The following is a 26,138-nucleotide window of genomic DNA, read 5'->3' as shown; positions in this document are numbered from 1 at the left end:
ACTCGTGTTGCTCACCACGGTGGTGCAACGGCGGTGGGGCCATGCAGTGGGTGGCCGCTTGACCGGTCTGCCCTTGACCTCGGGCCCCATCGTGGTGGTGATGCTGGCCGAGCACGGCAATGGCTTTGCCGCCCGGACCTCGGCGGGGATGCTGCTGGGTCTGGTGTCCGGGTGCGGATTCTGCCTGGCCTACGCGGCCACCGCCCGCCGCTGGGGTTGGGCGGTGTCGCTCATGACCGGTCTGGCCACCTTCGCGGCCTGCACCCTGCTGCTGTGGGTGGTTCGCCTCCCGGCCATCGCCGGTGGCCCACTGGTCCTACTCTGCCTGTCGGCCATGCTGCACTGGTGGCCGAAGGGCACCTCTCAACACACTGCCGTCGGCGCGTGGTGGGATGTCCCGCTGCGCATGGCCTGCGCCGGCATCGTCGTCCTGGCCATCACGGCCGCTTCCGATGTCCTGGGTCCCCGGTTGTCCGGGTTGCTCGCACCGCTCCAGGTGATCGCGGCCATCATGGCGGTCTTCACCCACCGCGCCGAAGGAGGAGTGGCCGCCGCGTACTTCCTGCGCGGAGTGGTGCAAGGCTCCTTCGCGTTCGCCGGCTTCTTCCTGGTCCTGGCGCTGGCACTGCCGGAATGGGGCGCCACTCCCGTCTTGCTGCTGGCGTGCAGCGTTGCCCTCCACATACAGGTGCTCGTTGCGAAGGCCGGTACTGGCGGTCGCCGACCGGTCGGCAAGGCCGGGGCCCCCGAGCGCGGCGATCCGCAGGCGGCCCCGGCATCATTGCCGGACGACTCCCTTCAAGAACCGTGCAGGGAACTTGAGTTGGCGGTGGCGAACCAGGGGCGCGTCTCGAAGGAAGCGGGCTGAAGGTGGTCGTACCAGGTGGCATGTTCGTCGAAGCGGGCGAAGAACGGTTTACCCACCCGCTCCGGATCGCGGGCCTGCAGGAATCGGCAGACGAAGACCTTCTCGTTTCCGACGGTGGCGGTGCCGTCGATGCAGACCTTGCCGGGAGCGGCCGACATCACCGGGCCTCGGGCGGTCCGCTCCAGGCCGGACACAGTGCGGACGGCTGTCTGGTAGACCTCCAGCGCCCGCGCCAGGGGGATCTCGAAGTACCCGCGTGCCCCGGTGTCGCGTTCGACGAACATGTAGTAGGGCACCACTCCCATGCCCACCATGGTGCGCCACATGTCCGACCACGCCTCGGGCCAGTCGTTGACGAAGCGGATGATGGGTGCCTGCGCCCGGATCACCGCTCCGGTCGACTGGATACGGGCGATGGCGTCGCGTACCGCGTCGGTGGCCAGTTCCTGGGCGTGGCTGAAGTGCGCCATGACGGCGACGTGCCGGCCGGCCTGGACGCAGCGTTCGAACAGCCGGAGAAGGTCGTCGCTGTCTTTGTCCGTAGTGAACCGGTAGGGCCAGTAGGACAGGGCTTTCGTCCCGAACCGGATGTTGCGTATGTGGTCCATGTCCGGGCTCAGCAGGGGGTCGATATAGGGCACCAGTCGGTCCGTCGACATGATCATCGAGTCACCGCCGGTGATGAGCACGTCAGATACCTCGCGGTGCGCCCCAAGATACTGAAGGGCCCTTTCCGGACCATCGACGGACTGTTTGAGCTCCGAGATTCCGACGAATTGAGCCCACCGGAAGCAGTACCCGCAGTATGAGTGGCACGTCTGCCCCTGGGCGGGGAAGACGAGGACAGTTTCGCGATATTTATGCTGAAGCCCATGGAATGGCTCGTCATCTTCTACGGGGATATTGTTCGAAAGCTGATCACCTGGGTGAGGGTTCAACTTCGTCCGCACTTCGTTTACCGCGGCAGCCATCTCTTCCCGGGATGCCTGGTTTTCCATGAGCTTCGCGATGAACTCGAAGTCGTCGCTCGGCAGCATGTCGCGATGCGGGAAAGTCATACGGAAGATGGGGTCATCAGGAATGTTTGACCAGTCAATTAACTCGTCAATGACATAGTTGTTCACCTTGAAGGGGAGGACCGCGCTGACCACTGCTATATCACGCTTCAAGGTCGCGTCGAGTCCTGCCAACTGCGGAAGCCTGGAAAGGCGCTGACCTGGCACGGCTCGCATCCTGGGGGCCTGGCCGGGACGTCGGCGATCGGGGCCCTCGCTCCGGTTTTCGGCGATGGTCTCCATGACTCTCCTCGTCATCGTTCCGAAATTCACTGTGCGGCATTGCAGAAAGTTTCGCATGCGCGTTTTGCGCTGCCTGCAAACGTAGGTGGCCGTGTTGCACGCAGCAAGGCATATAAGGAAATCAGCCAACCTGTTCCGTGCGGTAAGCAAGGCGACTGAACACCGGACGGGATTTGCACAAGCGCCGACTTCCCGCACACATGAGGTTCGGGCTTCACCCGCCGCGACATTCCCGAGCCCGGGAGTGGTGATCAACACATTTCTGCAGCCGGAGCGGTGGCGGAAAAGCGATTCCATACACCGACGCCTCTTGACATGCCCACACGACACAGCCCGCGTCGAATATGGGCATACGCACTATTCGCGGTTCTGATACGTGAAGAGTAATTGCTCGGACGTTTATCCGCTTTCGCCGCAGAGCCGGCTCAGCTGAGAGGAGCAGGTGGGCACCGCCGCCCCCACCGGGGACAATCCGCAAAACCAGGGACCGGTTCGCATTAAGGGCGCCCTCACCAGCCGACCGGCAGGCCGGTATCCATCCGAGAGACAGATCAGGAACGGTGGTGGGCGCCCACGACCGCCTCCACCGCGTCGCCGAGACGGGTGAGAGAAGCAGCGATCCACGGCAGGTTCTCGGGTTCTTCCACGGCGAGCGCCCGCTCGCATTCCCGCCGGGTCGTGCCGTACAGGAGGCTGGTGGCGAGCCGAAGAGTCAACGCGGTGTCGGGTTCGCCGAAGGCCCTGCCGGGCAGGGTGGCGACGCCGTACCGGTCGAGCAGGGTCGCGGCCAAGTCGGTGCCCGTGAGGATGCCCTGGCTGCGGAGAAATTCGCACCGACGGGCGAAGTCGGGGTAGAGGTAGAAGCCGGCCTGCGGGGGCCGACACAGCGCTCCGGCAGCGGTCAACCGCGCGTGCACGGCGGTGGCGACTCGAGCGTGCAGGCGGCGGGAGGCCGCGATGCGAGCGGTGATCTCCGGCGGATCGCCCAAGACGTGGTCGGCCACGGCCTGCATGGGAGCTGCCAGGCTGGACCAGATCTCGCTGGCCACCCCGATCAGTTCCTCGTGCACACGCCGGCCCCATCCGCCCAGGGGGGTGCGCGCGTAGCCGATCCGCCAACCGCCGAGGGCAAGGGACTTGCTGAGACCCGTGGTGACGACCGTTCGTTCGGGAAGGTAGCGGGCCGGACTGGGTGCGGCGCCGCGGTGGCACAGTTCGGAGTAGATCTCGTCGCTGATGACCGCCAGTCCGTGGCGGTCGGCGATCGCACAGACAGCCTCGACCTGCTCGGGCGGCGCGACAGTGCCGGTGGGGTTGTCCGGGACCGTGAGGATGAGCACACCGGGACGGGCACCGGACGACGAGGATCGCCGCAGGGCCTGCGTCAGGCGCTCGGGGTCGGGGACACCACCGGCCTCGGAAGACACCGGCACCCAGATCACGCGCCGGCCGAGCAAAGCGGATTGGGCCGCGTAGGAGACCCAGGCGGGGCACGGCAGCACCACGTCGCCCTCGACCGCGGCCAGCAAGGCGAACAACAGGGGCTTACTCCCAGGGGCGAACAGAATCTGCTCCGGCTCCGTGGCCAGTCCACGGCGGGTGAACCACCCCGCGGCGGCGGCGCGGGCCTGCGGCGCACCGGCCACCGGGCCATAGCCGTTGTGCCGACCGGCGTCGGCGAGCACCTCGATCAGCTCCGGGGCGACCGGCAACCCCGCCTCCCCGAAGCCGAGATGGAGAACATCTTCCCCCTCATTCAGACGGGCTCGTACCGCCTCATCCAGGGCCAGTGTCGCGGAATGCGCGGTCATGGCAGACACTCCCTTCACGGCCCAGCGTCAAGCTGGGACTCGGCAAACCTCCCGCCCCCTGGTGACCGGCACCGCCCAGGGCAGTACGCCTCCCAGGGTGCCCGAATGCGTAGCATCAGCGACAGCGCGAGATGGCGAAACTCAGCGTAAGGAGAACTGATGCTGGATCTGAGACGGCTGGAGATCCTGGAGAGGTTCGCCAACCGGGGCACCATCACAGCCACCGCGGCGGACTTGGGTTACTCCCCATCAGCGGTCTCCCAGCAACTGGCCACGCTGGAACGGGAGGTCGGCATCGCCTTGGTCGAGCGCACCGCCCAGCGCGCGAGCCTGACCGACGCGGGGCGTGAGCTGGCCGAACACGCAGCGCGCATCCTTGCCGCCACCGAGACCGCTCAGAGCCGTATGCGTGCACGCACCGGAGCCATCAGCGGCCGGGTGACCATCAGCTGTATCCCCGCCCTGGCCCCCTTCCTGGCACCTCGCCTGGCGACACTGCAACGCCAACACCCCGAGCTGACCGTCGTCGCCCACGAGACCGGTTCAACCACCGCCGCCAGCGGCGTCCTCGATCGCCGCTACGACCTCGCCGTCATCGACGACTGGTCCGCCGCCCCACCCCCGGCGGGCAACGGTCTGGCCGTACACCACCTGCGCCGCGAAGAGATCGTCCTGGCCGTCCCGGCAGACCACCCACTCGCCCGGAACCCGGTGCCCGTCACCGCCGCACGCCTCCGGGAGGCCGTCCACAGCCATACCTGGCTGTGTGCCCCCGTCGGCCGGCTCTCCCGTACCGCAGGAGACCAGCGCCTGGCCGCCGTCAACGCCACGCCCGGCCGACGCTGGGAGTTCGAAGGGCTGCATGTCCTGGCCGCGCTCGTCGCCACCGGTGCCGGGTCGGCCTTCCTGCCCACCGGCATCGTCCATGACCAGCCCGGCGTCACCGGTCTGCATCTTGCTCCGCGCATGCATCGCGACATCCTGGCGCTGAACCGCACCACCACCCGAGAAGACCCCGCGATCACCACCTGCCTCGGCGCGGCCCGCGAAGCCATCCGCAGAGCGCCGGCCGGCCGTGTCGACCCATCAGCTGAGCCTCGGCGTTGACTGCACCGACCAGTTCAGTGAACAGCGGTCAACCGCCGGAGCCACCCCTTGCAAGCGGGTCGTCCTGACCCTGGAGCCTCGGCCCGCGGCGGGGCGGCCCGCCCTCGACGATGGCGGCCATGCCGTCGAGCAGGGGTTCCAGGCCGAACGCGAACAGTTCGTCGAGGCGCAGGTCGTAGCCGTTCTTCTTGAAGGCCCCGACCACCTTGGTGAACACCGGATACCGGGCCGAGGTGACGATCGCGTGCATGGCAGGGGCCTGACGGTCCATCCACTGTTCCTCGGTCAGGCCGGTGGCGGCTTCCGCGTGGGCCTCCTGTTCGAGGTTGACGGCGAGGCCCTGAATGTAGCTGTAGAGGAGGATGTGCAGGTCGAGCGTGGTCTTCGGATCCAGGCAGTGACCGTCCAGGGCACTGAACGCCCATTCGGCGTGGACCATCAGATTGGGCAGCATCAAGGGGCGGGTGAGCGGGCTGAGCTGCGCCAGCCATGGGTGGCTGCGGAAGACCGCCCACAGGGTGTGCGCGCCGAGTTCCAGACGGGCCCGCCAGCCGGCGGGGGTCTTGGCGGGGTAGGCCCCCTCCCCGAAGGCGGCATCGGCCATCAGCAGCACCAGGTCGTCCTTGCCGGTGACGTACCGGTAGGGGGACATGGCCGCCACGCCCAGCCGGGCGGCGACACCGCGCATGGTCAGTGCGGCCAGCCCCTCGGCGTCCGCGATCTCGATGGCGGCCCGGACGATCCGGTCACGGGTCAGCTCGTGATCGGGGAGGGCGGTGCCGCGGGCGGCGGGGGCGCGTCGCTTCGGCGGTACGGGGGCGGGGGCCGCGGCCACGACGGTGCCGGCGCGGGGGCGGGCCTCCACGAGCCCCTCGCGGCCCAGGGTGGTCAGCGCCTTGGTCGCGGTGGCGAGGGCGACGCCCCATTCCCTGGAGATCTGACGGGTGGAGGGGACCCGGTCACCCGGGGCGAGTTCGCCCTCCGCGATCCGCCGCCGGATCTCGGCGGCGATGCGCAGGTAGGGCGGATCTGACGGATCTGGCGCATCTGTTTCCACGGCCATGGCCTGGTTCTGCCTCCATCCGTCCGTTCCCGGCGTTGTCCGCCCGGCTCTGGCTCTGACTCTTTTCCCGATGCTGCTTTTCTCGGGTTCTTCGCTGCTTCTCGGGGTTCTTCTCGGGATTTTCTCGGGGATTTCTCGGGGATTTCTCGGGGGTTCCTCCGGCCCCTCGGGCCTGCACGAGCTGTACTAGTGCAGAGGCTAGCAGCAGCAACACCACGGACGACACCCCTGAACTAGTACAGGCCGTACCACTAGGGCTAGTTGGGCAGCCAGCGACTTCAGTTGGCAGCACTGCGCGTACGTCGTACATTCAGTCGCGTACACCGTACGAAGGGGGCTTCCCATGCAGACCGTACTCATCTCCGGCGGCGGCATCGCCGGATCCGCGCTTGCCCATCTGCTGAGCCGTCGCGGCTTCGCGCCCACCGTCGTCGAGCGCGCGCCCGGCCTGCGTCGGGGCGGGCAGGCCGTGGACATCCGCGGTGTCGCGCTCGACGTCGTCGCCCGGATGGGGCTGCTGGAGCAGGCGCAGCAGGTCCGTACCCGGATGCGGGGGATGTCGCTGCTCGACGCCGACGGCAACGAGATCGAGCGGTCCACCGAGGCGACCTACAGCAGCGGGCGGCTGGACAGCGACGACATCGAGCTGCTGCGCGAGGACCTGGTGCAGCTGCTGTACGAGCGCACCCGCGACGATGCGGAGTATGTGTTCGGGGACGGCATCACGGCGCTCGAACAGGATGAGCGCGAGGCACGGGTGCACTTCGCGCACGAGGCCCCCCGCACCTTCGACCTGGTGGTGGGGGCCGACGGCCTGCATTCCGCCGTGCGGCGGTTGGCGTTCGGGCCGGAAGAGCCGGAAGAGGACGTCACCCATCACCTGGGCAGCTATCTGTCGGTCTTCAGCGCGGACAACTTCCTCGGACTGGACAACTGGCAGGTCTGGCTCAGGGACGGTGAAGCCGGCTTCGGCATCATGCCCGTACGCGACAACACCGAGCTGAGGATCGCCTTCGGCTTCCACTCGGAGCCGCTCGACGGCGACCACCGCGACACCGAGTGGCTGCGGCAGACCGTCGCCGAGCGGCTCGCGTCCCTGCGCTGGGAGGCGACGAGACTGACGAAGGCGGCAGGGGAGGCACCCGACTTCTTCTGCGAGGCGATGGCCCAGATCCGGATGGAACGCTGGTCGCACGGCCGGGCCGTGCTGCTCGGGGACGCCGGATACTGCGCGTCCCCGCTGTCCGGCCAGGGGACCAGCCTGGCCCTGGTCGGCGCCCACGTACTGGCCGACGCCCTCGGCCGGGGCGACGGCGACCACCGCGCGGCATTCGCCCAATACGAGGACCGCATGCGGCCCTTCGTCACCCTCAACCAGGCGCTGGCGACGGAGAACCCCGGCGGCCCGGCCTCCGAGGAATCCGTCACGCGGGCCAAGAACGCCCTCGCACTCGACGACTGATCCGGGAATCCGCGAACGCCCGCGGCACGCACCTCCGTTCGTCCTACGGACAGGCGGCGGCGAGGAGGGCTTCCGTCCCCCCCCCCGGCTCGGCCGGCAGACGAATCCGTGCGCGCCGAGTACGGCGGCACGGTCCGGCGGTCCCGGCGGGGGACCGCCGGACCGGACCCGCCGGACCGGACCTACCGCCCCCTCCCCTCCCCCCCTCCCCTCCCCCATACGGCGGAGGCGGATCGTCGGCGCGGCCGAGGCGGGCGGCGGGCGGTGCCGGAAGGCTCGTCACCATGACCTTTCGGACCAGCCCGACCCGCCATCACGCAACCGCCCCGACTCCCGCCCCGCGAGGGCGCATGGGCGCCACGCTCCGGACGATCACCCTCGCCGCCTGCGTCCCGTACCTCTCCCTCAAGATCGCCTGGCTCGCGGGCAGCCGCATCGGCATCCCCGAAGGCAGCGCGCTCCGCAAGGACGGCACCTTCCTGACGGCGATCAACGCGCTCACCCTGCTGATGGACGCCGCGGTGATCGTGCTGTCGTTCCTGCTCACCCGGCCCTGGGGGCGGAAGGTGCCGGCCTGGCTGCTGGCGGTGCCGATGTGGTGCGCATCGGGGCTGCTGGCGCCGATCGTCGTGGCGTTCCCCGTCCAGATGCTGGCCGCCGCCTCCCACGGCCACACTGCGGTGACCGACGACGGCTCCGATGCGCTCCTCGCTCCCTGGGTGTGGAGCGTCGTCTACGGCGGCTTCATCGTGCAGGCCCTGACGCTGGTCACCCTCTTCGTGCGGTACGCCAGGGAGCGCTGGGGGCATCTGTGGCGTGGCCGTACCGGGGAGCTGCCGCCCTCGCCGACCCGGTCCGCGCGCCGGTTGACCGCGGGTGCGGCGAGCGCGCTGATCCTGTTCGCGGGCGCGATGCATCTGGTGTGGGCGGCCGGCGGAACCTTCGGACTGACCCCCGCGCGGGTCGCCGCACAGGACTTCAACTCCCGTGTGAACGACGCCTCGTACGTCCTGTTCGCCGCGCTCGCCCTCACCGGAATCCTGCTCCTCGGCTACGGCCGCGGGCGCCGGCTCCCCATACGGCTACCGCTGGCCGCCGCCTGGACCGGCGCCGGCGCCCTGGCCGGCTGGGGCGGCTGGCTGACACTGGTCACGCTGGGCCTGGCCCCCGGCGACCCCAAGCTGCCCGCGCCGCTGATGAGCCTGACCTACTCTGTCCAGATGATCGCCGGATTGATGGTGGCCGTCGCCGGGGCCCACTTCTTCACCGAGCGCGAGTCCGAGGCGGGCGCAGCACCGGAGCGAGCGTGAGACGCCATGCCCCGGGACCCCCTGAGCTTTCTCACCGCCTGGTACACCGGCCAGTGCGACGGTGACTGGGAGCACGAGTACGGCATCCGCATCGAGACGCTGGACAATCCCGGCTGGTCGGTTGAGCTCGATCTCGAGGAGACCGGACTCCACGGAGCCACCCTCGACCGCACCGAGATCGCCGAGGGGGACTCCTGGATTCAGTCGTGGTCGGACGGCTCGGTCTTCCACCTCCGCTGCGGACCCGCCGACCTTGGCGCCGCGGTGGAGCGGTTCCGGGACTTCGCGGCCCTGCACGGCCAGGAGGGACGGACATCCTGACGGCCGCCGCGACGGCGTCGTGGCGGCCGGTCAGACGCAGGTCAGTTGCAGGCCAGTTGCCGGTTCAGATGTCGGTCAGACGCCGGTTCAGATGCCGCTCGAAGAACCGCAGCGAACTCTCCACTTCGAACGACGGCACATCCCCGTGCTTGCCGGGTTGGCGTGCAGCGTCTTCTCCGTCGAGGCCAAGGCGTCGAACAGCGCCAGGCCCTGGTCCCGCGGAACCAACTGGTCGTCCCACTGGACCAGGAACTGCACCGGCACGGTGATCCGCGCGGCGTCCTCGGCCAGCCCGTGCACACCGAGCAGGCCCAGCACCGCCGCGCGGATCCGGGGCTCTGCGGCGATGAGCGGGATGCCGAGCCCGCAGCCCATCGACATACCGCAGTACCCCACCGGTCCGACGCCGACCTGGTCGAGGCGCTGGACCGCGGTCAGGACGGTTTGCCAGTCCGCGACGGCCTGACCGGCCAGATAGCTGTGCATGCCGGCGACCAGCGCGCCCGGATTCTCACCGGCGGCCATACCGGCCCGCATCCCGGCCGCGATCCGGCCGAACTCCTCGTTCTGGGGCCGGTCGCCGTGATGAGGCGCATCGATCGCCACGACCGCGAACCCCTCGGCGGCGTAGCGGCGCGCGCGGGACACGGTGTGGGGGGCCGTCTTGTGCTGCCTGCCGCCGTGGCCCAGCAGAATCAGGGGACGCGTACCGACGGCGCCTTCCGGCGTCCACAGCACGCCGGGGATCTCGTCGAGGGTGAAGAACTGCTCGGTGACGCCATCCGATGACGTCCGGGAGGTGAAGCGCATCAGCGTTTCAAGCCTTTCGGGAATGCCTTGTTCGGGCGCTCCCTAGGCCATGCAAGGGAGGGAGCTCCGACCTGTCACGGTGCTGTTGATCGGTCTCACCTCCTCGAATACGCAGTGCTGCACGGCGGCGCCGAAGCTACCACGGAGATCATCACCCGCACTCCGTCGCCGCCCCGGAGAGCCACCACGCGCCGCTGGTCAGCCCATGCTCTTCGCACCGTCCAGGCTTTCGCGGATGATGTCGGCATGGCCGGAGTGCTGGGCGGTCTCGGAGATGATGTGCATCAGCACCCGGCGGGCCGACCACCGCTCGCCGGGCTCGAACCACGGCGCCTTCGGCAACGGCCGGGAGGCGTCGAGATCGGGCAGGGTGGCGACCAACTCGTCGGTCCGGCGTGCCACTTCGGCGTAGTTGTCCAGCACACCCGCCAACGTGTCACCGGGCAGCATGCGGAAGTCGTCGGCCCGACGAGCCCAGTCGGCCTCGGTCATGGTGGTGAAGTCGCCCATCGAGGCCGGGCCTTCCAGGATGAAGTCGACCCACTTCCGTTCCACCGTGGTGACGTGCTTGACCAGGCCGCCCAGGCACAGCTCACTGGCGGTGGTGCGCAGGCCCGCCTGCTCGTCGGTGAGGTCGCGGGTGGTGAAGCCCAGCATGTGGCGGTGCTTGGCCAGCATCGCCAACAGGTCCGCGCGCTCACCGGTGGCTGCCGACGCGAGGGCCGGATTGTGGGTGGTCGGCTCAGTGGAGGTCATGGTGTCGGCCTTTCTTGGTCCTGTTCCGCGATACGGACCAAGTTAGGGACCATGTAGGTCAGGTTCTGGCCTAAACGTCGGCGACTTCGCGTTCGATGCCGATGAGATCGCGCCTCTCTGCACCCCGCGAAGGGATGCCTTCGGCAGCTCGGCGGACTGGGAGACGCACTTTCTGCGAGGTACGCCCCCACCACCCCCCATTCCCGGTCTCCGTCAGGTCGTGATGCTCACCGCCCCACACGCCCCCACACTCACCTTCTCCTCCCACGCGATCCGATGGAAGTGGAGCGGCCGGAACATGTCCTCAGGGGTGGGGAAGGCCGGCACCGGGGCCTCGGTCTTGCCCGCTTTGACCTTGTTGACGGCCGCGGCGTTGTGGCCGATCGCCTCCACGCGCGGGCGGCGCAGGGCCTCGTAGGCGGCGAACGCCTCGGCCGGCGTGGGCAGATCGCGCAGGCAGCGGGCCAGTTCGACGGCGCTCTCCATGGCGAGCGAGGCGCCCTGCCCGGAGCTGGAGGACGGGGCGTGCACCGAGTCTCCGACCAGCACCATCCGGCCGCGGTACCAGTGCGGTACGGACGGCATGCGCTCCATCGGGCCGACCACCATCAGCTCGTCGGGGCCGGTGTGCCGCAGCAGCCGCTCGCCCGGGACATGGCCGGCGTACAGCTCACGCAGCCGGCTCAGCCATTCGGCGTTGGGTATGCGCGCCAGGTCGGCCGGGCTCGGCGGGGTGTCCGTGGGCAGTCCGGCGAACCAGATCATCCGCCCGTCCGGGCCCCGCCAGTAGCCCATGAAGGCGCGGCCGAACGCGAAGTACATCGTGCCCGGTTCGGCCCCGGCGTCGCTGCCCACCGTCGCGTGGCCGCCGAAGCTCAGTACGCCGCCGTACTCAGGGACGGGCGCATGCCGGTCGATCACGGTACGGACGGTGGAGCGGATGCCGTCGGCGCCGATGAGTATGTCGGCGGTCGCGGAGGTGTTGTCGGCGAAGTGGGCGGTCACTCCGTCCGGTGTCTCCTCGGCGGTGACCAGCCGTTTCCCGTACGCGAACCGGATGCCCGCGGCGACCGCATGATCGGTCAGCGCCCGGAACAGCCGGTCGCGCGGCAGCGTCAGCGTGGCGGGCAGTTCCGGGAAACCGCCGAAGCCGGTGAGACGGTTGCCGGCGCCGTCCGCCATCACCACGCCGGGCACCGGCTGCCCGATGGCCTGCACCGCCGCGTCGGCGCCGACCGTCGCCAGTGCCGCCTGACCGTTCGGCGCCAGGCCCAGCCAGGCCCCCACGCCGTCCGCCGCGGTGGGATACGCCTCGTAGACCGTCGCCTCGATGCCCGCCTTGCGCAGCGCGAGCGCCATCACCGGGCCGGCCACACCGCCCCCGATGACCAGTGCCGTCCGTACGCCGGAGCCGTGGCCGCGGTTGTCGTTCATAGCCCCTCCTGTCATAGCCCCTCCCGTGGGTCACACACATGCGGATGTGGATGCGTCTGGATGTGGAGGCGTCGTTGGGACGCCCCGGTAATAGTTGCAAAGAAACTAGTATCAGTGCAACTAGTTTGGGGCTGACTACGATGCCGCTATGAGCGCCGCCGCCTCCTCCGCCTCCTCCGCCGCTTCCGTAAAAAGCTCGCCGCTCGGCCTGACCGTGTTGACGTTGCTGCACCACCGGCCGCTGCATCCGTACGGCATCCAGCAACTGCTCAAGCAGTGGGGCAAGGAACAGGTCGTCAACGTCGGTCAGCGGGCCGGGCTGTACCGCACCATCGAGCGGCTGGAGGCCGGCGGGCTGATCGCCGTGCGGCAGACGGAGCGCGACCAGCAGTACCCCGAGAGGACCGTCTACGAGGTCACCGATGAGGGCCGGGAGGTCACCCGCGAGTGGCTGGAGCAGATGCTGGCGGTGCCGAAGGCGGAGTTCCCCGTGTTCCCGGCGGCGCTGTCGAACATGCTCATGCTCAGCCCGGACGAGGTGGCGCCGATCCTGGAACGGCGGGCGGCGCGACTCGCCGCCCAGCGCGCCAACCTGGAGCGCCAGTCCGCCGAAGCCCCGGCCGGACTGCCGCGCATCACGCTGATCGAGAACGAGTACCTGCTCACCGTCCTCGACGCCGAGGAGCGCTGGCTGCAAGGGGTGATCGGCGAACTGCGGGACGGCAGCCTGACCTGGTCCCCGGAGATGCTCGCGGCGTTCCAGGAGGGGGCGTCCGGGTCAGGTGGGGAAGAGACCTGACCTGATCCGGACGCCGTTCTGACGTGTCCCGCGTCCTGATTGCCGCGCTCAGAGCGATGGCGCGAAGACACTCCTCACCTACGGCCGCGATCCGGCCGTCGAAGTCACACTGAGAGCCCTGCGGTCGCCGCCCCCGACCCCGTACAGATCGGCCTCAGCCACGCCGTCGAGCCCATTCGTCAGACCCGCAGGTGCATCGCTTCCGGCTGAACGGATACCCGGGGTCCGGTCGGGGCCGGGGTCCGGTCGGGGCCAGGCATGAACGAAGCCGGGGCGGGGTCGGGACTCGCTGTCCACAGGGTGTGGATGGCGGTGGGCCAGGCCGCCGGGGTCCGGGTAACGGTGTTACAGCTGGTCGCCCCAGCCGCTCTGGATCATGGTCTGGAACGCCCAGGTACCGTCCCGCCGGATCAGGATGTCGGCGTAGCGAAGGTGCTGGGTGCGGCCCCCGGTCGTCATGGCCGAGTCGGTGAAGACCACCGCCATGGAGGGCGAGAGGAAGACGGGCGTGCGCGTGGACTCGAAGGCGATGTCCTCGCTGCCGTCTCCCATCACCTGCGTCATCGTCGCGATGAACTGCTCGCGGTCCCACTGCGCGGAGCGGCCGTTGCCGGCCGCGTCATCGCTCACGAGGTTGAGGGGGAACACCGCCATATCGGCCATGCGCGCGACGTTGCGCCGGGCGCTGTGGGCGTCGTAGGCGGCGAACCAGCGGTCCAGATCGGCGCGTTCCTCGGCGGTCGGGGTGTAGCCGGTGTCGGGCAGAGGGGGGAGGGTCACTCGGGCTCCTTGTGGTGGTGGGCCGTTGTTCGCGGGCTCCGGCGGTGCGGGAGGAGGAAGGTACAGCCCGTGGGGCGAGTCTAGTCAAACTTGAATAGTGCGCGGGACGGCACCAAGAGGCGGGCGCCCTTCGTCGTTGCCAGTGGTCCCCGAGCAGGCCCGCCTCCTGTGCGAGCAATGCGGCCTGGACGTGGTTCGCCGTCGTGGGGGTGACGGGGCGGCCCGCCCCCGCCCACCTCGCCGTCCGTGAGCAACGGCACACATACTGCCCGGTAACTTTCGGCCCCCGCGCGCCTAGAGTGTGGGCCGGATGGCCGCCGCGGACGCCCCCGCGGGCCGCACCCCTCGATCCGACCAGGGAGACTGCATGCGCTCTCCGAAGGACTTCTTCCGCCCCTTGGCCGTCGGTGCGCCGACGCCGGTGCGGGAAGTGCCGTTCCGACCCTCCCGGATGATCCACTTCTTCGACCCGGGCAACGCGAAGATGGCGGCCAAGGTGCCGTCCATCGCCCCCACCGTGGACGTGCTGCTCGGCAATCTGGAGGACGCCGTCGCCGCCGACCGCAAGGAGGCGGCCCGGGCGGGCCTGGTGGAGATCGCCAAGGCCACGGACTTCGGCGACACCCAGCTGTGGACGCGGATCAACAGCCTGGATTCGCCCTGGGCGCTGGACGATCTGCTGACGCTGGTCACCGAGATCGGCGACAAACTCGATGTGATCATGGTGCCGAAGGTGGAGGGCGCCGAGGACATCCACTACGTCGACCGGCTGCTCGCCCAGCTGGAGGCGAAGGCCGGTGTCCAGCGGCCGATCCTCGTCCACGCCATCCTGGAGACCGCCACCGGCGTCGCCAACGTCGAGGAGATCGCCGGGGCCAGCCCGCGGATGCAGGGCATCTCGCTCGGCCCGGCCGACCTCGCCGCCAGCCGCCGGATGAAGACCACCCGCGTCGGCGGCGGTCACCCCGGCTATCTCGTACGGGAGGACCCGCACGGCCCGGACGGCACCGCGCCGCGCGCCACCTTCCAGCAGGACCTGTGGCACTACACCCTGGCCCGGATGGTCGACGCCTGTGCGGCGCACGGCATCCTGCCGTACTACGGCCCCTTCGGGGACATCAAGGACACCACCGCCTGCGAGGACCAGTTCCGCAACGCCTTCCTGCTGGGCTGCGTCGGGGCCTGGAGCCTGCACCCGGTGCAGATCGGCATCGCCAAGAAGGTCTTCTCGCCGGAACCGGCCGAGGTCGCCTGGGCCCGTAAGGTCATCGACGCCATGGGCGACGGCACCGGCGCGGTGATGATCGACGGCAAGATGCAGGACGACGCCACGTACAAGCAGTGCCAGGTGGTCATCGGGCTCGCCGATGCGCTGGCCGCCCGCGACCCCGAGCTGCGCGACGCCTACGCGGCCGCCGAGCCCCGGTAGAACGAGGAGTAGGAACGCCATGTCCGACGCGACCCTGCGGCCGCGCCGCTCCGTCCTGTACATGCCGGGCGCCAACGAGCGCGCCCTGGAGAAGGCCAAGTCCCTTCCCGCCGATGCACTGATCCTCGATCTGGAGGACGCCGTCGCCCCCGACGCCAAGGCCGAGGCCCGCGAGCGGGTCGCGGCCGCCGCGGCCTCGAAGGAGTACGGCCACCGCGAGGTGACCATCCGGGTCAACGGGCCGGGCACCGCCTGGCACGCCGACGACCTGCGGGCCGCCGCCGAGGCCGGCCCGGACGCGGTCGTGGTGCCCAAGGTGGACTCCGCCGCGACCGTACGGGAGGTGGAACGGGCGCTGGAGGCGGCCGGCGCCCCGGACCACACGGCGATCTGGGCGATGGTCGAGACCCCGCGGGCCATGCTGGACGCCCGTGCGGTGGCCGCCGCCAGCGAACGGCTCACCGTCCTGGTGATGGGCACCAACGACCTGGCCAAGGAACTGCACGCCGAACACGTCCCGGGCCGGGCGCCGCTGCTGACCGGGCTGTCGCTGGCACTGCTGGGCGCCCGGGACGCCGGCAAGGCGATCCTGGACGGCGTCTACAACGACGTGAAGGACCTGGCGGGCTTCGAGGCCGAATGCGTTCAGGCGCGGCAGTTCGGCTTCGACGGCAAAACCCTGATCCACCCCGGGCAGGTCGCCCCGTGCAACGAGGTCTTCGCACCGTCGGACGCACAGATCGCGCACGCCCGGAAGGTCATCGACGCCTTCGAACTGGCCACCCGTGAGGGACGCGGGGTGGTCACCGTCGACGGCCGGATGATCGAGAACCTGCATGTCGAGGACGCCCGCCGGATCCTGGCGCTGGCGGAGGCCATCGCGGGCCGCTGAGGTCCCTGCCGGGACAACACACCTAGGACGCCGCGGGGCGGAGGGTGAACGCACCCTCCGCCCCCGCGTCGTCCGGGCCCCCTGCCGCGCCGCACGGCCGGAAGCCTTCGGCCATCTCGTCGAAGAGCGCCCGCAGCCACTGCCGGTCCGCGGACGAGGCGTGCCGCAGCCGCATCCGCCGGGCCTGGAGCGGGACGATCCGCAGCGCGTGGAGGCGGCCGGTGTCCGGGTCCAGCGTGGCGAGGTAGAGCGGGCGCAGATCGTCGCGGTAGCGCTCGAAGCCGGTGATGCCCTCGTAGTCGTCGATGAAATCGCCGCACCCGTGGAGGATCAGCTTGCCCCGGTAGAGCTCCAGCGGGCGGGGGTGGTGCGAGGAGTGCCCGTGGACGACGTCCACACCGCCGTTGACGAGCGCATGGGCGAAGGCGATCTGCTCCCGGGAGACCTCATAGCCCCAGTTGGACCCCCAGTGGACCGAGGCCACCGCCACATCGCCCGGCCACTTCGCCCGCCGCACCCGCTCGATCACCTCGGCCGCGGCGACGTCCGTCGGCCCGGCGGCGAAGGCCACCCCGCCGCGCCGTGCGGTCGCGGCCCAGGTCCGCGGGATCCCGCTCGACGGCATCCCGAACGAGAAGACCAGCACCCGGCGCCCGCCGTCGAGTGGCACGATCCCCGGCCGCGTCGCCGCCTCGGCGTCCCCGCCCGCCCCCGCCGTCCGCAGCCCCCCGCCCGCCAGGGTGGCGAGGGTCTCCGCCAGCCCGTCGGGTCCGAAGTCCAGGACGTGGTTGTTGGCCAGGACGCACACATCGGGACGGCCCGCGGCCAGAGCCGGGAGGTTCGCCGGATGCATCCGGTAGTGGATCCCCCGCCCCGGCGCGTAGGTGTCGTGCCGCGTGATGCTGGTCTCCAGATTGATCACCCACGCCCCGGGCGCGACCGCATCGAGCACCGCCCGCGCCTCGCCCCACGGCCAGGAGAAGCCGACGGGACGGGGAATGGGCCCGTTGGCCTCCTCCGCCAGCTCGACATACACCCGGGCGTCGCGGACGTACCCCTCCCGCAGCGCCGGATCCCCCGGATGCGGAAGGATCTGGTCGACGCCGCGCCCGAGCATCACATCGCCGCACAGGGACAACGTGACCGAACCGTCGTCCATTTCTCCAGGTTACGGCGCGTCCTTGGGATTACGGCGCGGTGGAACCGGTCGGCCGGGTACGGGCCTTGAGGACCTGGGCCCCCACCGCCAGGGTCACGCCGAGCAGCAGGACGTAGAAGACCCCGATCTTGCGCAGATCGTCGAGGAAGAACCAGACGGAGGTCAGGGCGGTGAACCAGAACGCCACCAGCGCGAAGCCGCCCGTGCGGTCGTCCCGCCAGCCGGCGGCGAGGCACAGGGCGGCGACGAGGGCCAGGACCAGGGCGACCACGACGTAGTGGGTGTCCCAGCCGACATAGCCGCGGGAGAGTTCGGACCAGGCCGCGACGGCCTCGGCGACCGGGCCCCAGGCCACGGCGCAGGCGAGCCGGGCGGACCACAGCAGCGCCAGCGCCCCGGCCACGGCGGCGAGCAGGGCGACCTGGTGGAAGCGGCCGACCTCGATCATGTCCGTACGGGAGATCGCCAGGGAGAGGACGCAGCCGAGGACGGCGACGCCTCCTTCGGCGGTGGGGCGCAGGACGACCTTGGCCAGGCGGCGGGAGGGAGGGGGCGCGGGCGGGGAGACCGGGGAGGGCGCCGCCGGCGAGGGGGACGCGGGTTCGACGGTGGTCGGCGTCCGTACCGGGGCGGGAGCGGCCGCCTCGGTTGCGCCCCCGGTGGCGGCCTCGTCCAGGGCCGCCCTCATGGCGGACGCATCCGCGAACCGGTCCTCGCGCGACTTGTGCAGCGCCGTGCCGATCAGCGCGTCCAGGGCGGGCGGCAGCTCCGGGCGCAGGCGGGAGGGCGGCAGCGGTTCGGCGGCCAGATGCTGGTGCATGACGACGAAGGGCGAGTCACCGGTGTACGGGGGCCGGCCGGTCAGCAGCTCGTAGAGCAGGCAGCCCACCGCGTACAGATCCGTGCGGTGGTCGGTCTCCTGGCCGTTGATCTGCTCGGGGGCGAGGTAGGCGGGGGTGCCGACGGCCACGCCGGTCCCGGTCAGCCGGGTGGCCATCTCGCTCAGCGCCTTGGCGATGCCGAAGTCGACGACCTTGACCGCGCCCGTGGCGGTCAGCATCACATTGCCGGGCTTGATGTCGCGGTGCACGATGGCGTGCTTGTGGCTGTGCTCCAGGGCCTCCAGCACCTGCCCGGCGATCTCGACGGCCTGCGCCACGGGCATCGCCCCGTCGCGCAGCACCTGGCTCAGGGTGCGGCCCTCGACGTACTCCATCACCAGATACGGCTCGACGGCGCCGTCGGCGCGGTCCTCGCCCACATCGTGCACGGTGGCCACACCGGGGTGGTTGAGCGCGGCCGCGGCGTGCGCCTCGCGCTGGAAGCGGGAGCGGAACTCCGGTTGCAGCGCCAGCTCGGCGGAGAGGGTCTTCACGGCGACGGTGCGGCGCAGCCGGTGGTCGACCGCCCGGTGGACCGTGCCCATTCCCCCCTGCCCGAGCTGCTCCACCAGCTCGTAGCGCTCCCCCAATATGCGGTGCTCCACCCGATGCCTCCACGGCCGTCTACGCCAACTGGACGGAAGACGTTCGGGACGGAGAACGGGTTCCTGTGAAAAATCTCCGCGCAGCGCGCATCCATCGCCCCGCCCCAAGCGTCTCATCAGCATGCGGCACCCTCATGTGTCCGCACTGCATGTGACCGCACTGCATGTGACCTCGCTGCAGGGGTATTTGGAGTAATCGATTGAAAATCGGCATTAAGGGCATTCGTCGCGCGACCGCGGTGGCCGTCGCCGCGTCCGCCGTCCTCTCGGCCGGGGCCTTCGCCGCTCCGGCGCAGGCCACCACGGCCGCGGCGCCCACGATCACCGCCGCGGGCGGGTTCGTGATGAACAACGGCACGGGCAAGAGCCTTTACACCAAGGCTGCGGACACCCGGCGCTCGACCGGCTCCACCACCAAGATCATGACTGCGCGGGTGGTGCTCGCGCAGAAGAACCTCGACCTGGATTCCAAGGTCACGGTCCAGAAGGCGTACAGCGACTACATCGTCGACAACGACTGGGCCTCGTCGGCGAAGCTGATCGTCGGCGACAAGGTGACCGTCCGTCAGCTGCTGTACGGGCTGATGCTCCCGTCCGGCTGCGACGCGGCCTATGCGCTGGCCGACAAGTTCGGCACCGGCAGCACGCGTGACGCCCGGGTGAAGTCGTTCATCGGCCAGATGAACTCCACCGCCAAGAGCCTGGGCCTGACGAACACCCACTTCGACTCGTTCGACGGCATAGGGAAGGGTGCGAACTACTCGACGCCGCGCGACCTGACGAAGCTGGCCGGCAGCGCGATGAAGTACTCCACCTTCCGTACGGTCGTGAAGACGAAGTCGACCACGCAGAAGGTCACCACCAGCAACGGTGGCTACCGCAACATGGAGTGGACCAACACCAACGGTCTGCTCGGCAGCTACTCCGGCACCATCGGCGTCAAGACCGGCTCCGGTCCCGAGGCCAAGTACTGCCTGGTCTTCGCCGCCACCCGCAACGGCAAGACCGTCATCGGCACGGTCCTCGCCGACTCCTCGGTGGCCGCCCGCACGGCGTCCGCCAAGAAGCTGATGGACTACGGCTTCAAGGCGTAGCCCCCGGCGCAACTGCAACGACGGGGCCCGCTCGCGACCAGTGGTCGCGGGCGGGCCCCGCTGCGTGCCCCGGCCCGCGCCGCCGCACTCACTCCCCGATCTCGACCAGCGCCAGCGTGATGTTGTCCGGGCCGCCCGCCTCGATGGCCGCCTTCCACAGTTCGAAGGCGGCTTTGCCGTTGTTGCCGCCGTGGGCCTGGAGCAGTTCGTCGAGCGCTTCCTCCGGTACCGGGTCGGTCAGGCCGTCGGTGCAGGCCAGGTAGCGGTCGGTCAGGGACAGGGGGGTGGGGGTGATGTGCGGGGTGACGGGGGTGAAGGTGGTGGCGCCGCCCAGGGACTGGGTGATCAGGGAGGTGGTGCGGCGGCCGGGGGCGAGCGGCGGGCTGTCGTCCACGCTCAGTTGGTGCAGGCCGGTGGGGGTGGCGCTGAGGACCTTGCTGTCGCCCACGTTGAAGGCGAGGACGGTCTCGGGCAGGACGAGGACCCCGGCGACGGTGGTGCCCATGGTGGTGAGGGCCGGGTTGCGCTCGGCGGCCGCATAGACCGCCTCGTTGCAGACGTGCAGGGCATGGCGCAGCGCGTCCTCGGAGTTCAGCGTGGCGCCCAGGACCGAGAGTTGACGCACCGTCAGCTCGCTGGCCACCTCGCCGCCGGGCTGGCCGCCCATCCCGTCGGCGACCGCGATGACCAGCGGGTGGACGAGGGGGAAGACCAGGGTCTGGGGGTTCTCGGTGACCGTGCCGCACAGCGTCCAGGGGCCGGCGACCAGGCTGTCCTCGTTGTGGTCGCGGATCAGTCCGGTGTGGCTGAGGGCGGTCACCGTCACATAGCGCATCGCCGCATCGCCGCCCCTCACCCTTCCGCACCCCGCGCCCCGCCGCCGAGGCTGTGCCGCTGCATCATCCGGGAGACGTCCTTGCCGGTGACGATGCCGACCAGATGCCCCGCGTCGACGACGAGGATCCGCATCCCGGTGCGCAGGCTGACCCGGTCGAGGGCCTCGGCCAGTTGGTCGTCCGGTGCGGCGACGGCGCACTGGGAGAGCGGGACCGCCACCTCGCGCACGCGCAGGGAGGCGCGGGCGTCCGCCGGGACCCCGGCCAGCCGGCGGATCTGCACGATGCCGCTGGGGCGCCCCTCGAAGTCGATCAGCGGCACCGCGGAGTGGCGGGAGTGCACGGCCACCTCGTCGATGAACTGCTGGATGGTGAGCCAGTCGGCGCCGGTCGCCACGGGGGCGGTCATCGCCTCGCCGACCTGTATGCCGCGCAGCGCGGAGTGGAGGCCGGCCTGCCGGCGTTCGGCGCCGGCGACGACCGCGACGAACAGGCCGAGGAAGACGATCCACAGGCCGACCGGCGCCCCGCGCAGCAGGAGCACCCAGCCGGCGCCCGCCATCAGCACCCCGGTGACCTGGCCGCCCCGGGAGGCGGTCAGATCGGCGCGGTCCCGGTCCTTCATGCGCCACCACAGCAGCGCCTGGAGCACCCGGCCGCCGTCGAGCGGTACGGCCGGCAGGAGGTTGAACAGGCCGAGGAAGAGATTGGCCCAGCCGAGCCAGAGCAGGACGACGGCGGGGATCTCGGCCCAGCCGCCCAGGACGTGCAGTCCGATGCCCGCGCCCAGGGCGGCGCCGCCGAGGACGAGGCTGGTGAGCGGCCCGACGATGGCCACGAGGAAGGCCGCCGCGGCGGTCTTGGGCCGCCCCATCCGGGTCATCCCGCCCAGCGCCCACAGCGTCACGTCCTCGACCGAGATCTGCTGGCGCCGGGCGGTGGCGGCGTGTGCCGTCTCGTGCAGCACCAGGCTGCCCATGAGCAGGGCGGCGCCCGCGACACCGGCCACCGCGTAGACGACGGCCGGGCGCCCGGGGGTCCACACGGGCAGGGTGCGGCGGCCGAGCCCGTACGCGAAGAGGACCACCAGCAGCGGCACGCTCCAGTGCATCCGCAGCGGCACCCCGACCACCTGTCCGAGCCGGATCGAGCCGCCCAGCGACCCGCCCGACGGGCCGCCCGCGGAACCGCCCGCGGCACCGCCGGTCCGGCCGTCCGCCGAGCCCTTCGCCGAGCCGTTCATCGCCGCCTCCCGCACACCCTTTCAGTGCAATTGTCCTCCTTGGGAGGAGGTGGGGACACGGGGCCGACGGGGCGGCCTTTTCGCTGGTCACGGACGGTGGGGCCGCCCACCACGGGTTTCCTTTATGCCCGTTTTACCCTGGATGTACGTGCGTGCCCGCGCGGAGGTGCGGCGCTACCGGATACGGGAGGTGCGTGATGAGCCGGAGCCATCACTTCCACATGGATCAGCTGGGCCATTCGATCACCGTGAACGTCGGGCCCTGCCGGGACGGCGAGATAGAACTGCTGGTCAACGGCAAGGTGGTCGCCTACCGCAAGGAACACAGCCGGGGGATGAACGTCCTTTGCGGCGAACTGCCCGGCGAGCCGAGCCACCCGTTCCGGGTGCTGGTGCGCGAACCGCATCTGGTGCCGTCGACCCCCCGGTGCACGCTGGAGCTGGACGGGATCGAGCAGCCGATGCCGGAGCGGCTGGTGATCTGAACCGGGACGCCCCCGGGCGGCGCGGCGCGGCGTTAGCCAGGTGTTAGCGGATCAACAGCCCAGGCCGCCAGCCTTGTGGACACGGAAGCGGGACACCGGACCGCACGTCTGACGCCATCAGGGGGACGCCATGTCGCACCACACCACGCTGCACCGCGGACGCAAGACCGCCGCCGCCACGCTGATCGCCGTCGTCGCCGCGGCCGCGCTCACCGCCTGCGACGCGAAGGACGGCAAGGACAGCAAGGCCGGTGCCGCCGCCGCACCGTCCGCCGCCGCCTCCCCGGCCGACGCCTCGTCCTCCCAGGAGTCGGCCGGGCAGGGCCAGGGCGCCCCGGCCGGTCCCGCGAAGACCGCGCGGACCGCGGCGGCGAAGCACACCTCCCCCGCGGGCTCCCCCGCCGGTCCGGCCTCCGGCGCCCGCTGCACCACCGACGTCCTGAAGACCGGCTGGGGCGCCGACGGCGGCGGCCGCCCGGACATGAACTCCGACCAGCAGCAGACCGCCACCGTCTGGCTGAAGAACATCGGCGGCCGCACCTGCACCCTCGGCGGCTTCCCTGGCGTCCGGATCACCGGCACCGACGGCACCGCCTGGGACCTGCCCCGCTCCGCCAAGAAGCCGGTCGCCGTACGGCTGAAGCCGGGCGCGCACACCTCGTTCACCCTCACGCTGCTCCCCTCGACCAGCGCCGGCGACAGGAAGATCGCGCCGAGCGTGGTGACCGTCACGCCGCCCGACGAGAAGAAGCACTTCCAGCTCAAGTGGCCCTACGGCGGCGCCCTCCTGGACCAGAGCGGCGCCACCCACCCGGGCACCTACGTCAATCCGGTCAACGCGGGCTGAGCACCGGCCGCGTTCCTCGCCGTGTGACGTCCCCGTACGCAGAGAGCCGTACGCAGGAAGCCGCACACAGAAGGCCGTACGAGGGACGAGGAACGAGGAAAGGCATGGCGATCGGCGTTTTCCCGGCGATCGTCGGCGTGATTCTCTGGCTGGCCACCCGGCAGGTGGAGACGCCGGTCGTCGCACTGCACAAGTGAGGTCCGGGCACACACAGGCCCGGCGGTGTACCGCACCAGGTGCGGTACACCGCCGGGCCGCCCGCTGTTCCGGCCGCCTCTCCTCGGCCGTACGGCGTCAAGCGGGGCAGGCGGAGTACTCCCGTCTTCGGGCCGCCGGGATGGCGGCGGGGATCTCGTGCTGGACGACGTTGGTGTGCAGCACGGCCCCGGCGGGGACGATCGGCAGCGGCTCGGCGCTGGTGGCGAGCCGGCTGCGGGAGGTGGGCGAGGCTCCGTGGGCCTCGGCGCGGAGGCGCTGCTTGATGGTCGGGGGCAGCTGGCGGCTGCGCAACGTCCGCTGTGCGTAGCCGAGTTGCCCGTAAAGGGGCACCCGGGCCGGTGCGGAGGCGGGCCGCTCGGTGCGCGGCCGGGCGAGGGTGAGGGGCACGGGGCGCGCGGCACGCTCGTCCAGCGTGGCCTCCCGGCGGGCCGCCGAGGCGTGGGCGGAAACGCCCAACGACGCGAGCAGCTTGCCGAGTACGGCAAGGCATGCCGCCCAGAACTTCATGACCTTGGCCTTCGCCGCCATGGCCCCTCACTTTCGGTCGGATCCCGGCGGGGGAGGCGTGCGGGCGCACGGCCGCCGGGATCGGTGGTGCATCGGAACGCTCCAGACCGGTGGAGATCTGTTGCGTTTTCTTATGATGAGTACGCAATGCGAGGATCGGAGGACCGACGCCCCCGAATCGGCGTTCTTCCGATGAACACCATCCGGTTGGCCCAACGGAAGCGCCCGGCCTGCAAACACGGCCTGGAATCGCTGCGTATCAGCCCGGCTCCGCCCCCGGCGTCCCCTCCTGCATCACCCGGGCCATGGCCTCCACCGCCTCCGCCTCGGGTGTGTCCGGCGCGATGATCAGCAGGTCCCAGCGGCCGTGGCCGGCCGCGACCAGGCAGACGGTGTCCGGGCCCGGCCGGGGGATCCTGGTGCGGCGCAGGCGGACGACATGGTCCGCGACGAGGATGCGGCTGGGCAAGGCGGACCAGATGGCGCCGTTGACGGTGGCGTGGGTGATACGGGGCCAGTCGAAGGGCAACGCCTGGAGCAATTCGGGAAGTTCGGTCAGCAGATCGGTGGAGTGCGGCCACCAGGTGCCGTCGATACGCCGCACGACGGGACCGGGCGGGGCGATCGCCAGCCGGGCCACGGGCGGGGGTTCGGGGTGCGGCGGGGCCGCGGGTTCGGGAGGTGCGGGGGATTCGGGGGCTTCGTAGAGGGAGTGCCCGAGGGGGGCGGTGGTCATGGTGTGCTCCTGCCGGTGCACAGGGGGGTGGAGGGATGTGGTCCTGGTCGTACCCGTATCTCAACCCGCCTCGATACGGCGGGCGGCGAGGCGGGCGGGATCCGGCCAGCGCACGTTCCACACCCAGCCGGCGCGTTCGAAGAGCCGGATGAGGGCCGCGGACACATCGAGCTGACCGCGGTCGACGCCGTGCCGGGCGCAGGTCGGATCGGCGTGGTGCAGGTTGTGCCAACTCTCGCCGAAGGAGAGCAGGGCCAGCGGCCACAGATTCGTCGCCCGGTCGTGGCGGCGGGTGCGGAACGGCCGCTCGCCGATGACATGGCACAGGGAATTCACGCTCCAGGTGACGTGGTGCAGGAGCGCGATCCGGATGAAGCCCGCCCACAGGAGGGCGGTCAGGCCCGTGACCCAGGAGCCGCCGATCGCCCAGCCCAGCGCGAAGGGGAGGGCCAGGGTGAGCACGCACAGGGCGGGGAAGGCGCGGTCGACGGCGCGGATGCCGGGGTCGGCGAGGAGGTCGGGGGCGTAGCGCTGGTGCGAGGTGGGGTCGTCGCCGAACAGCCAGCCGATATGGGAGTGGACCAGTCCGCGCAGCTGGCCGCGCAGGCCGGTGCCGTAGCGGTAGGGGGAGTGCGGGTCCCCGGGCCGGTCGGTGAAGGCGTGGTGGCGGCGGTGGGTGGCGACCCAGTCGATGACGTCGCCCTGGAAGCTGAGCGATCCGGCGACGGCGAGCGCGATGCGCAGCGCGGGGGTGGCGGTGTAGCTGCCGTGGGTGAGGCCGCGGTGGAAGCCGACGGTGACGCCGAGGCCCGAGACGGCGTAGAAGACGACCAGGAGGACGAGGTCGAGGGGGCGGACCACGCTGCCCCACAGAAGGGGGATGGCGAGGGCGAGACCGACGAACGGTGCGACGACGATGATGCCGGTGATCGTGACGTAGATCCGGCGGCCGGGGGTCGGCGGAACGCCGGCATCGGCGGTGGGGAAGGGCGAGGTCCCGTCGTACTCGGACGGCGAGGGGGCGGGGGGACGGGTTGCGGAGGTCACCGGGTGTCGCTCCTCCAGGGTGGCTCTCCGCGGGTGGACGGCGGGGGCTCCGGCGGTTCGGCGAGGGGCGCGTCCTGGGGGCGTCTCGGCGTCCGGTGCAGGAACGGCGGGTGCAGGTCGGCGTGGTGGTGGGCGGCCATCCGTCCCGCCTGCTGGGCATTGAGCCGCGAGATGAAGGCCGCGCCCAGCGCGATCAGCGCCAGCAGGACGATCACGGTCAAGACGATCTGCATGGTGTTCACCTCGGTATCCCATGCCACATCTCATGTCACATCTGATGCCACTGTCCGTCGGTGATTCCACCGTACCCGCACCAACCACCTAAATCGCCCGATAGAG

The 26,138-nt window shown here is 70.6% G+C and carries 25 protein-coding genes and 1 pseudogene; 11 read left to right on the top strand and 15 right to left on the bottom strand.

Features of this window, described 5'->3' with window-relative positions:
- The first annotated feature begins 58 nt into the window (after positions 1-58).
- Positions 59-868, top strand: a complete 810-nt coding sequence (locus SNA_RS03120) for a hypothetical protein (protein ID WP_198534967.1) — start codon at positions 59-61, stop codon at positions 866-868.
- Here the strand turns inward: SNA_RS03120 and SNA_RS03115 are convergent.
- On the bottom strand, positions 799-2,166 hold the full coding sequence (locus tag SNA_RS03115) for a KamA family radical SAM protein (RefSeq protein WP_051877311.1): 1,368 nt from the start codon (positions 2,164-2,166) through the stop codon (positions 799-801). The two genes, SNA_RS03120 and SNA_RS03115, sit on opposite strands and share 70 nt — an antisense overlap.
- A gap of 551 nt (positions 2,167-2,717) precedes the next feature.
- Complete coding sequence (locus SNA_RS03110; RefSeq protein ID WP_030066300.1) at positions 2,718-3,977, bottom strand: pyridoxal phosphate-dependent aminotransferase; 1,260 nt, start codon at positions 3,975-3,977, stop codon at positions 2,718-2,720.
- A gap of 159 nt (positions 3,978-4,136) precedes the next feature.
- On the opposite strand from SNA_RS03110, the gene SNA_RS03105 reads away from it, so the two are divergent.
- Positions 4,137-5,084 (top strand): LysR family transcriptional regulator, encoded by a 948-nt coding sequence (locus SNA_RS03105; RefSeq protein ID WP_044362949.1) that lies wholly within the window; start codon positions 4,137-4,139, stop codon positions 5,082-5,084.
- A 28-nt stretch (positions 5,085-5,112) separates the two neighbouring features.
- Here the strand turns inward: SNA_RS03105 and SNA_RS03100 are convergent, their stop codons facing one another.
- Positions 5,113-6,147 (bottom strand): TetR/AcrR family transcriptional regulator C-terminal domain-containing protein, encoded by a 1,035-nt coding sequence (locus SNA_RS03100; RefSeq protein WP_063752619.1) that lies wholly within the window; start codon positions 6,145-6,147, stop codon positions 5,113-5,115.
- A gap of 343 nt (positions 6,148-6,490) precedes the next feature.
- On the opposite strand from SNA_RS03100, the gene SNA_RS03095 reads away from it, so the two are divergent.
- The 3 genes from SNA_RS03095 (at position 6,491) to SNA_RS03085 (ending at position 9,240) form a co-directional block, all read left to right on the top strand.
- Complete coding sequence (locus tag SNA_RS03095) at positions 6,491-7,609, top strand: FAD-dependent monooxygenase (RefSeq protein WP_044362948.1); 1,119 nt, start codon at positions 6,491-6,493, stop codon at positions 7,607-7,609.
- 350 nt (positions 7,610-7,959) lie between these two features.
- Entirely contained in the window at positions 7,960-8,919 is a 960-nt protein-coding gene (locus SNA_RS03090; protein ID WP_030066305.1) for a hypothetical protein, read from the top strand.
- 6 nt (positions 8,920-8,925) lie between these two features.
- Complete coding sequence (locus SNA_RS03085; RefSeq protein WP_030066306.1) at positions 8,926-9,240, top strand: Imm53 family immunity protein; 315 nt, start codon at positions 8,926-8,928, stop codon at positions 9,238-9,240.
- Between the two features lie 64 nt (positions 9,241-9,304).
- Here SNA_RS03085 and SNA_RS03080 read toward each other — a convergent pair.
- The 3 genes and pseudogenes from SNA_RS03080 to SNA_RS03070 form a co-directional block, all read right to left on the bottom strand.
- Positions 9,305-10,050: pseudogene (locus SNA_RS03080) on the bottom strand (dienelactone hydrolase family protein).
- Between the two features lie 198 nt (positions 10,051-10,248).
- Entirely contained in the window at positions 10,249-10,806 is a 558-nt protein-coding gene (locus tag SNA_RS03075; protein WP_030066307.1) for a DinB family protein, read from the bottom strand.
- Between the two features lie 213 nt (positions 10,807-11,019).
- Complete coding sequence (locus SNA_RS03070; RefSeq protein ID WP_044362945.1) at positions 11,020-12,240, bottom strand: FAD-dependent monooxygenase; 1,221 nt, start codon at positions 12,238-12,240, stop codon at positions 11,020-11,022.
- Between the two features lie 148 nt (positions 12,241-12,388).
- Here SNA_RS03070 and SNA_RS03065 point away from each other — a divergent pair, with 148 nt between their 5' ends.
- Positions 12,389-13,039 carry a PadR family transcriptional regulator gene (locus SNA_RS03065; RefSeq protein ID WP_030066309.1) on the top strand — a complete coding sequence of 217 codons (651 nt, stop codon included), beginning with the start codon at positions 12,389-12,391 and terminating at the stop codon, positions 13,037-13,039.
- A 345-nt stretch (positions 13,040-13,384) separates the two neighbouring features.
- Here SNA_RS03065 and SNA_RS03060 read toward each other — a convergent pair whose 3' ends face one another.
- Entirely contained in the window at positions 13,385-13,819 is a 435-nt protein-coding gene (locus SNA_RS03060) for a nuclear transport factor 2 family protein (protein ID WP_030066310.1), read from the bottom strand.
- Between the two features lie 367 nt (positions 13,820-14,186).
- On the opposite strand from SNA_RS03060, the gene SNA_RS03055 reads away from it, so the two are divergent.
- Together SNA_RS03055 and SNA_RS03050 are read left to right on the top strand one after the other, a co-directional pair.
- Positions 14,187-15,248 (top strand): HpcH/HpaI aldolase/citrate lyase family protein, encoded by a 1,062-nt coding sequence (locus tag SNA_RS03055; protein ID WP_030066311.1) that lies wholly within the window; start codon positions 14,187-14,189, stop codon positions 15,246-15,248.
- Between the two features lie 19 nt (positions 15,249-15,267).
- Positions 15,268-16,140 carry an HpcH/HpaI aldolase/citrate lyase family protein gene (locus tag SNA_RS03050; protein ID WP_030066312.1) on the top strand — a complete coding sequence of 291 codons (873 nt, stop codon included), beginning with the start codon at positions 15,268-15,270 and terminating at the stop codon, positions 16,138-16,140.
- Between the two features lie 22 nt (positions 16,141-16,162).
- Here SNA_RS03050 and SNA_RS03045 read toward each other — a convergent pair whose 3' ends face one another.
- Together SNA_RS03045 and SNA_RS44625 are read right to left on the bottom strand one after the other, a co-directional pair.
- Entirely contained in the window at positions 16,163-17,299 is a 1,137-nt protein-coding gene (locus tag SNA_RS03045; protein ID WP_030066313.1) for a CapA family protein, read from the bottom strand.
- Between the two features lie 28 nt (positions 17,300-17,327).
- The gene (locus SNA_RS44625; protein WP_052808864.1) at positions 17,328-18,785 is read right to left on the bottom strand and encodes a protein kinase domain-containing protein; all 1,458 of its coding nucleotides are present in this window, start codon (positions 18,783-18,785) and stop codon (positions 17,328-17,330) included.
- Between the two features lie 200 nt (positions 18,786-18,985).
- Between SNA_RS44625 and SNA_RS03035 the strand changes: the two genes are divergently transcribed.
- Entirely contained in the window at positions 18,986-19,879 is an 894-nt protein-coding gene (locus SNA_RS03035; RefSeq protein ID WP_078969627.1) for a D-alanyl-D-alanine carboxypeptidase family protein, read from the top strand.
- Positions 19,880-19,967: 88 nt separating this feature from the next.
- Here the strand turns inward: SNA_RS03035 and SNA_RS03030 are convergent, their stop codons facing one another.
- Positions 19,968-20,714 carry a PP2C family protein-serine/threonine phosphatase gene (locus tag SNA_RS03030; RefSeq protein ID WP_030066317.1) on the bottom strand — a complete coding sequence of 249 codons (747 nt, stop codon included), beginning with the start codon at positions 20,712-20,714 and terminating at the stop codon, positions 19,968-19,970.
- Between the two features lie 17 nt (positions 20,715-20,731).
- Positions 20,732-21,874 (bottom strand): site-2 protease family protein, encoded by a 1,143-nt coding sequence (locus SNA_RS03025; protein ID WP_030066318.1) that lies wholly within the window; start codon positions 21,872-21,874, stop codon positions 20,732-20,734.
- Between the two features lie 281 nt (positions 21,875-22,155).
- On the opposite strand from SNA_RS03025, the gene SNA_RS03020 reads away from it, so the two are divergent.
- Positions 22,156-22,443: a hypothetical protein gene (locus SNA_RS03020; RefSeq protein WP_044362941.1), complete on the top strand. Its 288-nt coding sequence runs from the start codon at positions 22,156-22,158 to the stop codon at positions 22,441-22,443.
- A 130-nt stretch (positions 22,444-22,573) separates the two neighbouring features.
- Positions 22,574-23,290 (top strand): DUF4232 domain-containing protein, encoded by a 717-nt coding sequence (locus SNA_RS03015; RefSeq protein WP_030066320.1) that lies wholly within the window; start codon positions 22,574-22,576, stop codon positions 23,288-23,290.
- A 294-nt stretch (positions 23,291-23,584) separates the two neighbouring features.
- Here the strand turns inward: SNA_RS03015 and SNA_RS03010 are convergent, their stop codons facing one another.
- From SNA_RS03010 to SNA_RS02995, 4 genes are all read right to left on the bottom strand, one after another.
- Positions 23,585-24,037: a DUF6344 domain-containing protein gene (locus tag SNA_RS03010; protein WP_030066321.1), complete on the bottom strand. Its 453-nt coding sequence runs from the start codon at positions 24,035-24,037 to the stop codon at positions 23,585-23,587.
- 238 nt (positions 24,038-24,275) lie between these two features.
- On the bottom strand, positions 24,276-24,752 hold the full coding sequence (locus SNA_RS03005) for a DUF5994 family protein (RefSeq protein ID WP_051877312.1): 477 nt from the start codon (positions 24,750-24,752) through the stop codon (positions 24,276-24,278).
- 60 nt (positions 24,753-24,812) lie between these two features.
- Positions 24,813-25,799: an acyl-CoA desaturase gene (locus tag SNA_RS03000; RefSeq protein WP_030066323.1), complete on the bottom strand. Its 987-nt coding sequence runs from the start codon at positions 25,797-25,799 to the stop codon at positions 24,813-24,815.
- Positions 25,796-26,032: a hypothetical protein gene (locus SNA_RS02995; protein WP_044363146.1), complete on the bottom strand. Its 237-nt coding sequence runs from the start codon at positions 26,030-26,032 to the stop codon at positions 25,796-25,798. Before SNA_RS02995 ends, SNA_RS03000 begins: the two co-directional genes overlap by 4 nt.
- Positions 26,033-26,138 lie beyond the last annotated feature (106 nt).

This window comes from Streptomyces natalensis ATCC 27448 (assembly GCF_000935125.1).
GTDB lineage: Bacteria > Actinomycetota > Actinomycetes > Streptomycetales > Streptomycetaceae > Streptomyces > Streptomyces natalensis.
The sequence above is the reverse complement of the archived record's forward strand: the minus strand, read 5'-3'. Positions and strand labels throughout refer to the sequence as shown.

Excerpts from the sequence above, each read along its gene's own strand:
- SNA_RS03115 (WP_051877311.1), bottom strand. The coding sequence starts at position 2,166 with ATGGAGACCATCGCCGAAAACCGGAGCGAGGGCCCCGATCGCCGACGT.
- SNA_RS03110 (WP_030066300.1), bottom strand. The coding sequence starts at position 3,977 with ATGACCGCGCATTCCGCGACACTGGCCCTGGATGAGGCGGTACGAGCC.
- SNA_RS03105 (WP_044362949.1), top strand. The coding sequence starts at position 4,137 with ATGCTGGATCTGAGACGGCTGGAGATCCTGGAGAGGTTCGCCAACCGG.
- SNA_RS03100 (WP_063752619.1), bottom strand. The coding sequence starts at position 6,147 with ATGGCCGTGGAAACAGATGCGCCAGATCCGTCAGATCCGCCCTACCTG.
- SNA_RS03095 (WP_044362948.1), top strand. The coding sequence starts at position 6,491 with ATGCAGACCGTACTCATCTCCGGCGGCGGCATCGCCGGATCCGCGCTT.
- SNA_RS03090 (WP_030066305.1), top strand. The coding sequence starts at position 7,960 with ATGGGCGCCACGCTCCGGACGATCACCCTCGCCGCCTGCGTCCCGTAC.
- SNA_RS03085 (WP_030066306.1), top strand. The coding sequence starts at position 8,926 with ATGCCCCGGGACCCCCTGAGCTTTCTCACCGCCTGGTACACCGGCCAG.
- SNA_RS03075 (WP_030066307.1), bottom strand. The coding sequence starts at position 10,806 with ATGACCTCCACTGAGCCGACCACCCACAATCCGGCCCTCGCGTCGGCA.
- SNA_RS03070 (WP_044362945.1), bottom strand. The coding sequence starts at position 12,240 with ATGAACGACAACCGCGGCCACGGCTCCGGCGTACGGACGGCACTGGTC.
- SNA_RS03065 (WP_030066309.1), top strand. The coding sequence starts at position 12,389 with ATGAGCGCCGCCGCCTCCTCCGCCTCCTCCGCCGCTTCCGTAAAAAGC.
- SNA_RS03055 (WP_030066311.1), top strand. The coding sequence starts at position 14,187 with ATGCGCTCTCCGAAGGACTTCTTCCGCCCCTTGGCCGTCGGTGCGCCG.
- SNA_RS03050 (WP_030066312.1), top strand. The coding sequence starts at position 15,268 with ATGTCCGACGCGACCCTGCGGCCGCGCCGCTCCGTCCTGTACATGCCG.
- SNA_RS03045 (WP_030066313.1), bottom strand. The coding sequence starts at position 17,299 with ATGGACGACGGTTCGGTCACGTTGTCCCTGTGCGGCGATGTGATGCTC.
- SNA_RS03030 (WP_030066317.1), bottom strand. The coding sequence starts at position 20,714 with ATGCGCTATGTGACGGTGACCGCCCTCAGCCACACCGGACTGATCCGC.
- SNA_RS03020 (WP_044362941.1), top strand. The coding sequence starts at position 22,156 with ATGAGCCGGAGCCATCACTTCCACATGGATCAGCTGGGCCATTCGATC.
- SNA_RS03015 (WP_030066320.1), top strand. The coding sequence starts at position 22,574 with ATGTCGCACCACACCACGCTGCACCGCGGACGCAAGACCGCCGCCGCC.
- SNA_RS03010 (WP_030066321.1), bottom strand. The coding sequence starts at position 24,037 with ATGGCGGCGAAGGCCAAGGTCATGAAGTTCTGGGCGGCATGCCTTGCC.
- SNA_RS03005 (WP_051877312.1), bottom strand. The coding sequence starts at position 24,752 with ATGACCACCGCCCCCCTCGGGCACTCCCTCTACGAAGCCCCCGAATCC.
- SNA_RS02995 (WP_044363146.1), bottom strand. The coding sequence starts at position 26,032 with ATGCAGATCGTCTTGACCGTGATCGTCCTGCTGGCGCTGATCGCGCTG.